Annotated in this window: 10 protein-coding genes; 4 read left to right on the forward strand and 6 right to left on the reverse strand. The window is 71.5% G+C overall.

Going from position 1 to position 13,571, the window contains the following annotated elements:
* The first annotated feature begins 147 nt into the window (after positions 1–147).
* On the forward strand, positions 148–2,241 hold the full coding sequence (locus M2157_RS21335) for a serine/threonine-protein kinase (protein ID WP_280865967.1): 2,094 nt from the start codon (positions 148–150) through the stop codon (positions 2,239–2,241).
* An 81-nt stretch (positions 2,242–2,322) separates the two neighbouring features.
* Here the strand turns inward: M2157_RS21335 and ilvD are convergent, their stop codons facing one another.
* The 4 genes from ilvD to M2157_RS21355 form a co-directional block, all read right to left on the reverse strand.
* Entirely contained in the window at positions 2,323–4,176 is a 1,854-nt protein-coding gene (ilvD, locus tag M2157_RS21340; protein WP_280865968.1) for a dihydroxy-acid dehydratase, read from the reverse strand.
* 136 nt (positions 4,177–4,312) lie between these two features.
* Entirely contained in the window at positions 4,313–4,951 is a 639-nt protein-coding gene (locus M2157_RS21345) for a TetR family transcriptional regulator (RefSeq protein ID WP_280865969.1), read from the reverse strand.
* 31 nt (positions 4,952–4,982) lie between these two features.
* The gene (locus tag M2157_RS21350) at positions 4,983–5,807 is read right to left on the reverse strand and encodes a sugar phosphate isomerase/epimerase (protein ID WP_280863296.1); all 825 of its coding nucleotides are present in this window, start codon (positions 5,805–5,807) and stop codon (positions 4,983–4,985) included.
* Between the two features lie 116 nt (positions 5,808–5,923).
* Positions 5,924–6,865: a Ppx/GppA phosphatase family protein gene (locus M2157_RS21355; RefSeq protein ID WP_280863297.1), complete on the reverse strand. Its 942-nt coding sequence runs from the start codon at positions 6,863–6,865 to the stop codon at positions 5,924–5,926.
* A 71-nt stretch (positions 6,866–6,936) separates the two neighbouring features.
* Between M2157_RS21355 and M2157_RS21360 the strand changes: the two genes are divergently transcribed.
* The gene (locus M2157_RS21360) at positions 6,937–7,794 is read left to right on the forward strand and encodes a hypothetical protein (RefSeq protein ID WP_280863298.1); all 858 of its coding nucleotides are present in this window, start codon (positions 6,937–6,939) and stop codon (positions 7,792–7,794) included.
* 46 nt (positions 7,795–7,840) lie between these two features.
* On the opposite strand, the gene M2157_RS21365 is transcribed toward M2157_RS21360, so the two are convergent.
* Entirely contained in the window at positions 7,841–9,517 is a 1,677-nt protein-coding gene (locus tag M2157_RS21365) for a hypothetical protein (RefSeq protein ID WP_280865970.1), read from the reverse strand.
* A gap of 275 nt (positions 9,518–9,792) precedes the next feature.
* Between M2157_RS21365 and radA the strand changes: the two genes are divergently transcribed.
* Together radA and disA are read left to right on the forward strand one after the other, a co-directional pair.
* A complete protein-coding gene (gene radA / locus M2157_RS21370) occupies positions 9,793–11,202 on the forward strand; it encodes a DNA repair protein RadA (RefSeq protein WP_266515495.1) in 1,410 nt (469 codons plus the stop codon).
* Between the two features lie 80 nt (positions 11,203–11,282).
* Positions 11,283–12,407, forward strand: a complete 1,125-nt coding sequence (gene disA, locus M2157_RS21375) for a DNA integrity scanning diadenylate cyclase DisA (protein WP_037717494.1) — start codon at positions 11,283–11,285, stop codon at positions 12,405–12,407.
* 45 nt (positions 12,408–12,452) lie between these two features.
* Here disA and M2157_RS21380 read toward each other — a convergent pair whose 3' ends face one another.
* The gene (locus M2157_RS21380; RefSeq protein WP_280865971.1) at positions 12,453–13,316 is read right to left on the reverse strand and encodes a hypothetical protein; all 864 of its coding nucleotides are present in this window, start codon (positions 13,314–13,316) and stop codon (positions 12,453–12,455) included.
* Positions 13,317–13,571: the final 255 nt, after the last annotated feature.

Genomic DNA, 13,571 nt, shown 5'->3' on the forward strand with positions numbered 1-13,571 from the left:
GGGGCCCCGTTGATTCCCCTGAATCACGCCATGAAACACATGTACGCAACTCGCACGCGGAGACTAGCAAGCCGCCTCTGTCCCGTACGAGTCATCGACTAGGCTCCGTGCGTCGCGCGCGCGGAAGATCAGCACGGGGGTGGTTCCATGGCGCCACAGGGCAACACCGGAGCGGGCGCGGAAGCGGAACTTCCCGAGTACGCCGGTCACTATCGGCTGGAGTCGTGCCTCGGCTCCGGTGGGATGGGCGTCGTGCACGTCGCGCGCAGCGCCTCGGGGATGAAGCTCGCGGTGAAGGTCGTCCATGCCGAGTTCGCCAAGGACCCCGAGTTCAGGGGGCGTTTTCGGCAGGAGGTGGCCGCGGCCCGGAAGGTGAGCGGGGCGTTCACCGCGTCCGTCGTCGATGCCGATCCCGATGCCGAACGGCCCTGGATGGCCACGCTGTTCATTCCCGGACCGACCCTCTCGGACGAGGTGAAGCGGAACGGGCCCATGCCTCCTGCCCAGTTGCGGCGGCTGATGGCCGGGCTCGCCGAGGCGCTGCGCGACATCCATCGGGTGGGTGTGGTCCACCGGGATCTCAAGCCGAGCAATGTGCTGCTCGCCGAGGACGGTCCCAAGGTCATCGACTTCGGTATTTCTCGGCCAAAGGACAGCGAACTTCGCACCGAGACCGGGAAGTTGATCGGGACGCCGCCGTTCATGGCGCCGGAGCAGTTCCGGCGGCCCAGGGAGGTGGGACCCGCCGCGGACATCTTCGCGCTCGGATCGGTGATGGTGCATGCGGCCACCGGGCGCGGGCCGTTCGACTCCGACAGTCCGTATGTCGTCGCCTACCAGGTCGTGCACGACGAGCCGGACCTGACGGGCGTACCGCAGAACCTCGCACCGCTCATCGTGCGGTGCCTCGCCAAGGAGCCCGAGGACCGGCCCACGCCGGACGAGTTGATGCGGGAGCTGCGGTCGGTCGCGGCCTCGTACGACACCCAGGCGTTCATACCGGCGCAGCGCACGGGTGACGAGCCAGAGCCGGGGCCGAGGAAGCCGGCGTCACGGCCCCGGAGGCGTCCGCCCAGAAAGGCCGCCCTCGCCGCCGTCGCGGCCGTGCTCGTCCTGGCCGGGATCCTCGCCTGTGTCCAGGGGCTCGGCGACGGTGGCGGCACCGCGGCGAAGGGCGGCGACAAGCCCACGGCCGCGGCTTCCGGGTTCGTCGGCTGGCAGGCGAACCCGGTTCCGAAGGGTACGGGTGCGGTGCAATGCTCGTACGGAGCACGTCAGTTGGTCTGTGCGCGGCCCGGTACGGTTTTCGCCCTGGATCCGTCGGACGGCACCCTGCTGTGGCAGCGCTCCGTCGCCGAGTCGAGCCCGAGCAAGGCACCGGCCGTCGGGGGCGGTCTCGTACAGCCCATGGTGGACGAGGGGCGACGCCTGGAGGCGCTCGATCCCGCCTCGGGCAAGGTGCGTTGGCGACGGGCCCTCCCCGCACATCACGCCCTGCAGATCGCGAGGGGAATGCTCATGCTGACCCTCCTCGACGGGACGGTCACCGGGGTGGACGCGGCGACGGGCGCGCCCAAGTGGAGCCGACGGGTGCCGGGGCAGCCCATGCCGACGTTCGCCTCGTTCCCCGGCGACCCGCTGGTCTACAGCATGAACCTCTCCGCGGACGCCTCGACCACCCGGGTGACCGCGGTGGACCCTGCCACCGGAGCAGTGCGCTGGGACGCGCGGCTGAGCGGAAACCTGACCCCCGTGGGCGTGCGGGACGGATCGGTCTTCTTCCTCGCCACGGACAACCTGTACGGCGACACGGAGGCCGTCGTCCGCTACACCCCGGCAAGCAGGTCGTCGGACCGGGTGAGGCTCCCGGTGGCGCGCTCCGACGCCCAGGCCACTGTGCACGGGAACGTGGTCTACGTGCTGGCGACGAACGGTTCCCTGGACGCCGTGGACACGGACGCGGGCAAGCGACTCTGGACTCTTGAGACCTCCGTGAGCCGCGGCTCCGTGCCGGTCGCCGACGCCCGCCATGTGTACTTCACCGCGGCCGACGGACGGCTGCTAGCCGTCGACGCCGCCGAGGGGCGCCTCGTCGGGCAGACCCCGGCGCGCCTCGGCTCGAACTCCGGTACCGTCGCCGGCGCGCTGCCCAAGCCCGTCCTCGCCGACGGTCACGTCTACGCCACCGCCCCCGACGGCACCGTCTTCGCCGTGGACGCCCGCAAGCCCTCGGACTGGTAGCGCACAGGACAAGCGCACAGAACAAAAGGGGCCGCCCCCGAAGGGACGGCCCCACGTTCTCGCGGAGCGGAGGAGCGGACCTCAGCCCAGCTTCGACACGTCCCGCACCGCGCCCTTGTCGGCGCTCGTGGCCATCGCCGCGTAGGCCCGCAGCGCCGCCGAGACCTTGCGCTCGCGGTTCTTCGGGGCGTAGGCCCCGCCCAGCGATGCCTCGCGACGGGCCAGCTCCTCCTCGTCGACCAGGAGCTCGATCGACCGCCCGGGGATGTCGATGCGGATGCGGTCGCCGTCCTCGACGAGGGCGATGGTGCCGCCGGCCGCGGCCTCCGGGGAGGCGTGGCCGATGGACAGGCCGGACGTGCCGCCGGAGAAGCGGCCGTCGGTGATCAGGGCGCAGGCCTTGCCGAGACCGCGGCCCTTCAGGTACGAGGTCGGATAGAGCATCTCCTGCATACCGGGTCCGCCCTTGGGGCCCTCGTAGCGGATGACGACGACGTCGCCCTCCTTGACCTGCTGGGTGAGGATCTTCTGGACGGCGTCCTCCTGCGACTCGCAGACCACCGCCGGGCCCTCGAACCGCCAGATCGACTCGTCCACGCCGGCCGTCTTCACGACGCAGCCGTCGACCGCCAGGTTGCCCTTGAGGACCGCCAGGCCGCCGTCCTTGGAGTACGCGTGCTCGGCGCTGCGGATGCAGCCGTCGGCGGCGTCCTCGTCCAGCGCCTCCCAGCGCTCCGACTGGGAGAAGGCCTCGGCGGAGCGGACACAGCCGGGGGCCGCGTGCCACAGCTCGAGCGCCTTCGCGGAAGGCGAGCCTCCGCGGACGTCCCACGTCTTCAGCCAGTCCGCCAGCGACGGGCTGTGGACCGAGTGCACGTCCTCGTTGAGCAGGCCCGCGCGGTGCAGTTCGCCGAGCAGGGCCGGGATGCCGCCCGCCCGGTGCACGTCCTCCATGTAGTACGTGCGGTTCTTCGCGACGTTCGGGGCGACCTTCGCCAGGCACGGGACCCGGCGGGAGACCGCGTCGATCTCGGCGAGGCCGAAGGGGACCTCCGCCTCCTGGGCCGCCGCCAGCAGGTGCAGGATCGTGTTGGTCGAGCCGCCCATGGCGATGTCGAGGGCCATGGCGTTCTCGAAGGCCGCGAAGGTGGCGACGTTGCGCGGCAGAACCGTCTCGTCGTCCTGCTCGTAGTAGCGGCGGGTGATGTCCATGACCGTGTCGGCCGCGTCGACGTACAGCTGCTTGCGGGCCGTGTGCGTCGCCAGGACCGAGCCGTTGCCGGGGAGCGAGAGGCCGATGGCCTCCGTGAGGCAGTTCATCGAGTTGGCCGTGAACATGCCGGAACAGCTGCCGCAGGTCGGGCAGGCGTTCTCCTCGATACGGAGCATGTCCGCGTCCGAGATCTTCTCGTTCACGGCCTCGGACATCGCGTCGACCAGGTCGAGAGTGCGGACCGTGCCGTCCACGAGGGTCGCGCGGCCGGACTCCATCGGGCCGCCCGAGACGAAGACCGTGGGGATGTTCAGCCGCAGCGCGGCGTTCAGCATGCCCGGGGTGATCTTGTCGCAGTTGGAGATGCAGATCAGGGCGTCGGCGCAGTGGGCCTCGACCATGTACTCCACCGAGTCCGCGATCAGGTCGCGGGAGGGGAGGGAGTACAGCATGCCGCCGTGGCCCATCGCGATGCCGTCGTCGACGGCGATGGTGTTGAACTCGCGCGGGATGCCGCCGGCCTCGACGATCGCCTCGGAGACGATGCGGCCGACGGGCTGCAGGTGGGTGTGGCCCGGCACGAACTCCGTGAAGGAGTTGGCGACCGCGATGATCGGCTTGCGGCCGATGTCCGCACCGGGTACACCGGAGGCGCGCATAAGGGCGCGGGCGCCCGCCATGTTGCGGCCGTGGGTGACTGTGCGGGACCTCAGCTCGGGCATCGTCGCTCGCTCCTTCAGAGACGGTCGTCAGAGACTTCAGAGACGGTCGTATGAGACTTCTGACTGCTAACGAGCGTACGCCGGTCATCCAGGGGTCGGGACAGGGCGTCCGGAATGCGGGACGGCCGTCTCGGAGTCAGGGCCCGGTCAGATGGCTCTGCACCACCGGGGCCACCCGCGCGATGATCTGCTCGATGTCCGTCGACGCCAGCGGCTCCACCTTGATCACATACCGCAGCATGGCCGTCCCCACGAGCTGCGCTGCCGCCAGTTCGGCCCGCAGCTCGGCGTCCGGCAGGTCCAGCTGGTCGGCGATGCGGCGCAGCAGCTGGGCGGCGACGAGCCGGCGGAAGACGGTCGCCGCGGTCTCGTTGGTCACGGCGGAACGGACGATCGCCAGGATCGGCATGCGCGTCGCCGGGTTCTCCCAGACGCCGAAGATGAAGCGGGTGAGGCGCTCTCCGACGTCCTCCAGCGAACCCTCGGCGAGCGCGTCGGGCGCACTCAGCGCAGGCGCGGCGGCGACTTCCACGGCCGCCTCGAAGACCTGCTCCTTGGTGCCGAAGTAGTGGTGGACCAGGGCCGGGTCGACCCCGGCGGCCTTGGCGATCCCGCGCACGGACGTCTTCTCGTAGCCCCGCTCGGAGAACTCCTCACGGGCCGCGAGGAGGATCCGGTCGCGGGTCCCGGCCGCGTCCGAATCCGTACGGCGGGGCCGGCCGCGTCTGCGGGCGGTGACGTCGCCGTTCGCCGGGGCGCTTTCGAGGTCGCTCACGGGCGGGGCACCTGCACGGTCGCTCGGTTCCTCATCGCCGGGGCACCTGCACCGCTGAGGCCAGATGGAGGCGGGTGAAGGCCAGGGCCTCGGCGAGATCGGCCTCACGTTCGGCGCCGGACATCGCGCGCCGGGTGTTGACCTCGATGACGACATGGCCGTCGAAGCCGCTCAGTGCGAGGCGCTCCAGGAGCTCGGCGCAGGGCTGGGACCCGCGGCCGGGCACGAGGTGCTCGTCCTTCGCGGAGCCCTTGCCGTCGGCGAGGTGCACATGGCCGAGACGGTCTCCCATCCGGTCGACCATCTGCATCGCGTCGGTCCTGGAGGTCGCCGCGTGGCTGAGGTCGATCGTGAAGTGCCGGTAGTCGTCCTTGGTGACGTCCCAGTCGGGGGCGTAGGCGAGCATCTCGCGGTCGCGGTAGCGCCAGGGGTACATGTTCTCGACGGCGAACCGTACGTCCGTCTCGTTCGCCATCCGCCAGATCCCGCTGACGAAGTCACGGGCGTACTGGCGCTGCCAGCGGAACGGCGGGTGCACGACGACCGTGCTCGCGCCCAGCTTCTCGGCTGCCGCCCGGGCGCGCTGGAGCTTGACCCAGGGGTCCGTCGACCACACGCGCTGCGTGATGAGCAGGCAGGGGGCGTGCACGGCGAGTATGGGGATGCCGTGGTAGTCGGAGAGGCGGCGCAGGGCCTCGATGTCCTGGCTGACCGGGTCGGTCCACACCATGACCTCGACGCCGTCGTATCCGAGGCGTGCGGCGATCTCGAAGGCCGTCGCCGTCGACTCCGGGTAGACGGAGGCCGTCGACAGGGCGACCTTCGCATCCGGGATCCGTACGACTGGCTCTGCCATGGGGGACAGATTACGGGTTGCCGTGGGTGGGGTGCGGGGTGCCTATTCGCCGTTGTGGTGATTGCCACTGGGCGGGAACGGGTGCGTGGGGGTTGTTCGCGCCATTCCTCGCGCCCCTACATGCCCTGCGCTGAGCCCATATGGTCAAGTCTGCGCAGGATGACGCCCTCCCTCAGCGCCCAGGGGCAGATTTCCACCTTCTCCACACCGAACAGATCCATCGCGCCCTCGGCCACCAGGGCGCCCGCCAGGAGCTGGTTCGCCCGGCCCTCCGAGACGCCCGGCAGTTCCGCCCGCTGGTCCGTCGTCATGCCGGCCAGCCTCGGGACCCAGGCCTCCAGGGACTCGCGCTTCAGTTCGCGCTGGACGTAGAGGCCCTCCGTCGAGCGGGCCGCGCCTGCCAGGCGGGCCAGCTGCTTGAAGGTCTTGGAGGTGGCGACCACGTGATCGGGAGCGCCGAAGCGGGCGAACTCGCCGACCGTGCGGGCGATCTGGGCGCGTACGTGGCGTCGCAGGGCCCGTATGGCGTCCGGATCCGGGGGGTCGCCGGGGAGCCAGCCTGCCGTGAGGCGGCCCGCACCCAGCGGGAGGGAGGCCACCGCGTCCGGTTCCTCGTCGATGCCGTAGGCGATCTCCAGGGAGCCGCCGCCGATGTCGAGGACCAGGAGCTTACCTGCCGACCAGCCGAACCAGCGGCGGGCGGCGAGGAAGGTGAGCCGGGCCTCTTCGGCGCCGGTGAGGACCTGGAGCTCGACGCCGGTCTCGGCCTGCACGCGCGCGAGGACGTCGTCGGCGTTGCTGGCCTCGCGGACGGCGGAGGTGGCGAACGGGAGCAGGTCCTCGACGCCCTTGTCCTCGGCGGCCTGGAGCGCGTCATTGACGACCGAGACCAGCTTCTCGACGCCTTCGGGACCGATCGCCCCGGCCTCGTCGAGGAGTTGGGCAAGGCGCAGTTCCGCCTTGTGCGAATGCGCGGGCAGGGGGCGGGCGCCGGGGTGCGCGTCCACCACCAGCAGATGCACCGTGTTCGATCCCACGTCGAGGACACCGAGTCTCATGTAGGGAACGCTACTGCCAGCTGGGCGTTCGACTGTCTCCGGAGGGGCCTCGGGCGACTTACCCTGGACACGTGCCAAAGACGAAAAAGGTGAAGGACGACAAAACGGCCGAATCTGCCGGCGGTCCTTCGCGGGTGAAGCCACCCAAGCAGTCACGGAAGGCCACGAAGGCTCTGAAGGCCGACGAGAAGGGGCTCGACTTCGCGCGCGCGTGGGTGGAGTTCCCGGATCCGGCGGACGAGGAGCAGGTCTTCCGCTGCGATCTGACATGGCTGACCTCTCGCTGGAACTGCATCTTCGGCAGCGGCTGCCAGGGCATCCAGGCGGGCCGGGCGGACGACGGGTGCTGCACGCTGGGTGCCCACTTCTCCGACGAGGACGACGAGAAGCGGGTCGCCGAGCATGTGGCGCGACTCACTCCGGACCTCTGGCAGCACCACGACGAGGGCACGGCGAACGGCTGGGTCTCGGAGGACGAGGACGGCGACCGGCAGACCCGGCCCTTCCAGGGCTCCTGCATCTTCCAGAACCGGCCCGGCTTCGCGGGCGGCGCGGGCTGCTCGCTGCACATCCTGGCCCTGAAGGAGGGCCGTGAGCCGCTGGAGACCAAGCCGGACGTCTGCTGGCAGCTTCCGGTGCGGCGGACGTACGACTGGATCGACAGGCCCGACGACACCCGTGTGCTCCAGGTGTCGATCGGCGAGTACGACCGGCGCGGCTGGGGTCCGGGCGGTCACGACCTGCACTGGTGGTGCACGTCGGCGACCTCGGCACACGGCGCCGGTGACCCGGTGTACGTCTCCTACCGGCCCGAACTGATCGAACTGATGGGCAAGGCGGGCTACGACCGCCTCGTCGAGCTCTGCGAGGAGCGCCTGGCCTCCCAGCTGCCCCTACTGGCACCGCATCCGGCGGACCCGACCGACTGAGCGCCCGGCTCCCTCGGCCCCACGCACGCCGGTCCCTGTCTGTCCGCTACGACGCGGACGGCATCGGGTCGCCGCTGTCCGTGGGTGGGGGCGTGGGGCTTGCCGGGTCGGACGGGGTGGGGTCGGGTGGAGTCGGGGTGGGAGACGGGGACGGAGGGCCGCTCGGCGTGGGATCCGAGGGCGCCGAGGACGTGGGGCTGGGGCTGAGCGGGGGTGTCGTCGGCTCGCCGGAGGCCGAGGGTGCGGGCGCCGTGCCGTAGCCCTGGATGGTCACTACCGCGCCGGCCGGTGCGATCGCCACGCGCGCGCTCCAGGGGCCGGAGGGCTCGCGCAGATGGTCGACGTACACCTTGATCGTCAACGACTCGCCGTGTCTCAGGGTTCCCGAGGACTGGCTGAGGTAGAGCCAGGGGGCTCCCGTGGTGGCCGACCAGCGGACCGGGGCGTCGCCGGTCGCGGTGAGGGTGATCAGCGTGGTGTCGCCGCTGTTGTCGGCGCCGACCTCCAGGTGCCCGGCGCCCTTCCTGCCGGCCCCGGCGACGCTGACGACCTCCACGGAGACGTCGGGGCGGCCGCCCTTGGCGAAGCGGCTGCCGGGTTGGGTGCGGGCGTTGCCGGCGTTCTCGTAGCCGCCGCTCGCCGTCTCCCCGTCGAGGCTGCCGGGTCCGTGCGCCTCGCTGGCGCTCGCGGAGTGGCCGTCGACCCCCTCGCCGGGGCCGCCCCGGTAGGCGGCCCACAGGGCGAGCACGGGAGCGGCGACGACGGTGGCGACGACGGTCGTGGTGACGGCACGCGCGCGCAGGCGGTCGCGGCGGGCGGCCCGGTCCTTGGGATCCATCGGGAAGCCGCGCCGGTCGAAGCGGGGCACGGCGGCGCCACGCGCGCGTGGCGGGTGCGTCGGCGCCATGTGCAGCGCCGCGCGCGGCGCTTCGAGCACGGGCAGCTCGGCGGGCGTGGTCATGACTCCGGGCCAGCGTCCGGGAATCGCGCGCTCGGCTCCGCGGCGGCAGCGCGGGCAGTCGTCGACATGGCGCACGAGTTCGCGGCGCAGGGCGGAGCTGAGCACGAACTGGCTGTCGCCGGTGAGCCGGACCACGCCCGGGCAGTCGCCGGTCTCGACGACGGCGAGGGCCGCGCGGGTGCGCTCGACCTCGCAGGCCGCGGAGGCGAGCAGTTCGCGGGCGCCGGCGAGGTCCATGCCGAGGACGGCGGCGACCTCGTGGGCGGCGAGGTGGTGCCGTACGGCGAGTTCGAGCGCCTCGCGCTGCTCGGGGGTCGTACCGGCCGCCTCCGGCCAGGCCAGCAGGGCGAGTTCGCGGCGGCGCTCCTCCTGCAGGTCCTCGGCGACCGGGGGTTCGGCGGACTTCCGGGACGCTCCGTGACGTCCGGCCGCATGGGTGGCCTGACGTTTCTGCTTGGCCTCGGCCAGCTTGCGCAGACAGGCCCAGCGGGCCAGCGCGTACAGCCAGGCCCTGCGGTCGCCGGGCGCGACAGGGCCGCCGCGCCTCTCGGCGAGCGCGAGGACGTCGCCGAGGGCCGCGGTCGCCGCGTCGTGGTCGCACAGCACGGACAGGCAGTAGGTGAACAGGCCGTCCAGGTACGGCTCGTAGAGCGCGGGCGGTGCCTGCGCCGGCGTGCGCGCGGCACCGCGGTCGCGCTCCTCCCGTTGCGCCCGGTGCGCGCCGGTGGTGCGGGTCGAGGTCTCCGGACTGCTGCTCATCATCCGTGGACCGTAGGGGGCGGAAGATGGCCCCTTCCGGCACCTCGAGCACATTTACTCCGTACGGGTGAAACGATCCCTCAATAGGGGACAGGAACCCCGGATTCCGTGGCTCGTTCCCGTCGTGACGTGGCCGGTTCGCGTGCGGGGCGTGGGGTGATTCGGATGCCGGGGACGGGGTTGGCCCGGATGCCGAAGACCGGGTCGGCCGGATGCCGGGGCCCTGCCGTCCGGCGGGCGGCGGCCGGGCTGTCAGTGGCGGCGGTTACGGTTCGTGCATGGCTGCCCGTACGAAGTCCGCCAAGGAGCGTCCGTCCTACCGCTGCACCGAGTGCGGCTGGCAGACGGCCAAGTGGCTCGGCCGCTGCCCCGAGTGCCAGGCCTGGGGGACGATCGAGGAGTACGGCGCGCCCGCGGTGCGTACGACGACACCCGGCCGCGTCACCACCTCCGCCGTGCCCATCGGCCAGGTCGACGGCCGTCAGGCCACCGCCCGCTCCACCGGCGTGCCCGAGCTGGACCGGGTGCTCGGCGGCGGTCTCGTGCCCGGCGCCGTGGTGCTCCTCGCGGGCGAGCCCGGCGTCGGCAAGTCCACGCTGCTGCTGGACGTGGCGGCCAAGTCGGCGAGCGACGAGCACCGCACGCTCTATGTGACCGGCGAGGAGTCGGCGAGCCAGGTCCGGATGCGCGCCGACCGCATCCGCGCTATCGACGACCACCTGTATCTGGCCGCCGAGACCGACCTGTCCGCGGTCCTCGGACACCTGGACGCGGTGAAGCCGTCCCTGCTGATCCTCGACTCGGTGCAGACGGTGGCGTCCCCCGAGATCGACGGCGCCCCGGGCGGCATGGCCCAGGTGCGCGAGGTGGCCGGGGCACTGATCCGGGCGTCCAAGGAGCGCGGGATGTCCACCCTCCTGGTGGGCCATGTCACCAAGGACGGCGCGATCGCGGGCCCGCGCCTGCTCGAGCACCTCGTGGACGTGGTCCTCAGCTTCGAGGGCGACAGGCACGCGCGCCTCAGGCTCGTACGAGGCGTCAAGAACCGCTACGGCGCCACCGACGAGGTCGGCTGCTTCGAACTGCACGACGAGGGCATCACGGGCCTCGCGGACCCGAGCGGACTTTTCCTGACACGTCGTGCCGAACCGGTCCCCGGCACCTGTCTCACCGTCACCCTTGAAGGCCGCCGCCCCCTGGTGGCCGAGGTCCAGGCGCTCACCGTCGACTCACAGATCCCCTCGCCCCGGCGCACCACCTCCGGCCTTGAGACCTCACGCGTCTCGATGATGCTCGCCGTCCTGGAGCAGCGAGGCCGGATCAGCGCACTCGGCAAGCGGGACATCTACTCCGCGACGGTCGGTGGTGTAAAGCTTTCGGAACCTGCCGCGGACCTGGCGATCGCCCTCGCCCTGGCGTCGGCCGCCAGCGACACCCCGCTGCCCAAGAACCTCGTCGCGATCGGCGAAGTCGGCCTCGCAGGCGAGGTCAGACGGGTCACGGGCGTCCAGCGCAGGCTCTCCGAGGCACACCGTCTGGGCTTCACCCATGCACTCGTACCGGGCGATCCCGGCAAGATCCCGTCCGGCATGAAGGTGCTGGAAGTCGCGGACATAGGGGACGCCCTGAGGGTCCTTCCGCGCTCGCGTCGGCGAGAGGCCCCACGGGACGACGAGGACCGCCGGTAGACTTTGCCCTGGTCTCGCCCGTCCGTACGAACCGAATGACGACACGGGAGCGTCCAAGACCCCGCGACCGGAGGAGAGCAGTGGCAGCCAACGACCGGGCGGCAGCTCCCGGAAAGTCCGGTGGGAGTGCCGGTTCCGATGGCCTGATGCGCGCCTCCCTGAGCGCCGTGGCCCCCGGCACCGCTCTGCGCGACGGCCTCGAGCGGGTGTTGCGCGGCAACACCGGCGGACTCATCGTGCTCGGCTTCGACAAGACGGTGGAGACGATGTGCACGGGCGGTTTCGTCCTGGACGTCGAGTTCGCGGCCACGCGTCTGCGTGAGCTGTGCAAGCTGGACGGCGGCATCGTGCTCTCGTCCGACCTGTCGAAGATCCTGCGGGCGGGCGTGCAGTTCGTGCCCGACGCGACGATCCCGACGGAGGAGACGGGCACCCGGCACCGCACCGCGGACCGTGTGAGCAAGCAGGTCGGCTTCCCGGTCGTCTCCGTCTCCCAGTCGATGCGCCTCATCGCCCTGTACGTCGACGGCCAGCGCCGTGTCCTGGAGGACTCGGCGGCGATCCTGTCCCGCGCGAACCAGGCCCTGGCGACCCTGGAGCGCTACAAGCTCCGCCTGGACGAGGTCGCGGGCACGCTCTCCGCGCTGGAGATCGAGGACCTCGTGACGGTCCGGGACGTCTCGGCCGTGGCCCAGCGCCTGGAGATGGTCCGCCGTATCGCCACGGAGATCGCCGAGTACGTGGTCGAACTCGGCACGGACGGCCGCCTCCTCGCCCTCCAGCTGGACGAGTTGATCGCGGGCGTGGAGCCGGAACGCGAACTGGTGGTCCGGGACTACGTCCCCGAACCCACGGCGAAGCGCTCCCGCACGGTCGACGAGGCGCTGTACGAACTGGACGCCCTGACCCACGCGGAGCTCCTCGAACTCCCCACGGTCGCCCGCGCCCTGGGCTACACCGGTTCCCCCGAGGCGATCGACTCGGGCGTGTCCCCCCGGGGCTTCCGCCTGCTGGCCAAGGTGCCCCGCCTGCCGGGCGCGATCATCGACCGCCTGGTGGAGCACTTCGGCGGCCTCCAGAAGCTCCTCGCTGCCAGCGTGGACGACCTCCAGACGGTGGACGGCGTGGGCGAGGCAAGGGCAAGGAGCGTCCGAGAGGGCCTGTCCCGCCTGGCGGAGAGCTCGATCCTGGAGCGGTACGTCTAGGGGGCCGGCACCCCCTCAGCCGTTCGCCGGCAAGCCGTTCGCCGGCTAGTCGTTCTCCAGCACGAACGAAGCCTGCCCAGTCGGATACCCCGGCGCCTTGACCTCCACCAGGTACGTCCCCGCTCCGGCCGACCCGGCCGCAGGCGTCGCACACTGCGGCGCACTCGGCTTGCGGTCCCACTTCACGGTGTACGTGATGCTGCTGCCGGCAGGGGCGCGGTAGACGAGGTTGCCCGCGGTCACAGGGCAGTCGGCGGACGACCAGAAAGCGTCGTCCTCGCCGGCCTGAGTGATCGTCAACACCGCGTTCTTCGGCCCGAGATCGACCTTGCAGTCACTGCCGGAGGAGTTGGTCGCGGTCAGCAACAGCGTGGGCGTCTGGCCGGGGTCGTAGGCGTTGCGCAGGCTCCGCACGCTCAACTTCACCGCACCGGCGGTGCAGTTGGGCAGCGTGGAGCCGGCCGGGAGAGTGTCGCCCCCTCCCACTCCGGTACCCGTACCGCCGCCACTCCCCGCGCCACCGGACCCGCCGGCCCCGGCCGCCCCGGCGGAGCCGCCCGTACCGGTCTGACCACCGGCACCCGAGCTGCCCCCCGTTCCGGCCCCGGAACCTGAACCGGAGCTCGATCCCGAACCGCCGCCGGTGTCCCCACCGGTCGTCGACTCGTCGCGCCCGCCCGGCGCTTGACTGATCGCGGGACCGGAACCGGACGGCCCGGGGGTGATCGTCGAGGGGGTGGGATTCTTGCCGTTGGACCCGTCCGCGCCGTTCCTGCCGCCTCCGCCGCCGGAGCTGACGATCCATGCGATCAGCAGCGCCAGCACGGCGAGGACGGACAGCATGACGGCCCTCCGTCGCCAGTAGATGGAGGAGGGAAGCGGCCCGACCGGATTGCGCAGAGATCCCACGGCGCAAACTGTACGAGAGATCGGCGAGTTCACCGCCCTCACCCGCCGCCGAGCGTCACAACTTTTCAGGATCATCATTCCGGAAACGGCAGTCCCGCCCGGGACTTCCGCCAGGCCTGACACGTGCCGACAGCGGATCGTGACCGAACCGGCCCGCTCCTCACGGTCCGTGACCATGAGGGTCACCCCCGCGGGGGTGACGGCCCCCGGCCGGAACGTGGACGTACGGCATGTTCGCGATCGCAGCCTTGCACC

The sequence above is a fragment of the Streptomyces sp. SAI-127 genome (assembly GCF_029894425.1).
Classification (GTDB): Bacteria; Actinomycetota; Actinomycetes; order Streptomycetales; family Streptomycetaceae; genus Streptomyces.

Excerpts from the sequence above, each read along its gene's own strand:
- M2157_RS21335 (WP_280865967.1), top strand. The coding sequence starts at position 148 with ATGGCGCCACAGGGCAACACCGGAGCGGGCGCGGAAGCGGAACTTCCC.
- ilvD (WP_280865968.1), bottom strand. The coding sequence starts at position 4,176 with ATGCCCGAGCTGAGGTCCCGCACAGTCACCCACGGCCGCAACATGGCG.
- M2157_RS21350 (WP_280863296.1), bottom strand. The coding sequence starts at position 5,807 with ATGGCAGAGCCAGTCGTACGGATCCCGGATGCGAAGGTCGCCCTGTCG.
- M2157_RS21355 (WP_280863297.1), bottom strand. The coding sequence starts at position 6,865 with ATGAGACTCGGTGTCCTCGACGTGGGATCGAACACGGTGCATCTGCTG.
- M2157_RS21365 (WP_280865970.1), bottom strand. The coding sequence starts at position 9,517 with ATGATGAGCAGCAGTCCGGAGACCTCGACCCGCACCACCGGCGCGCAC.
- radA (WP_266515495.1), top strand. The coding sequence starts at position 9,793 with ATGGCTGCCCGTACGAAGTCCGCCAAGGAGCGTCCGTCCTACCGCTGC.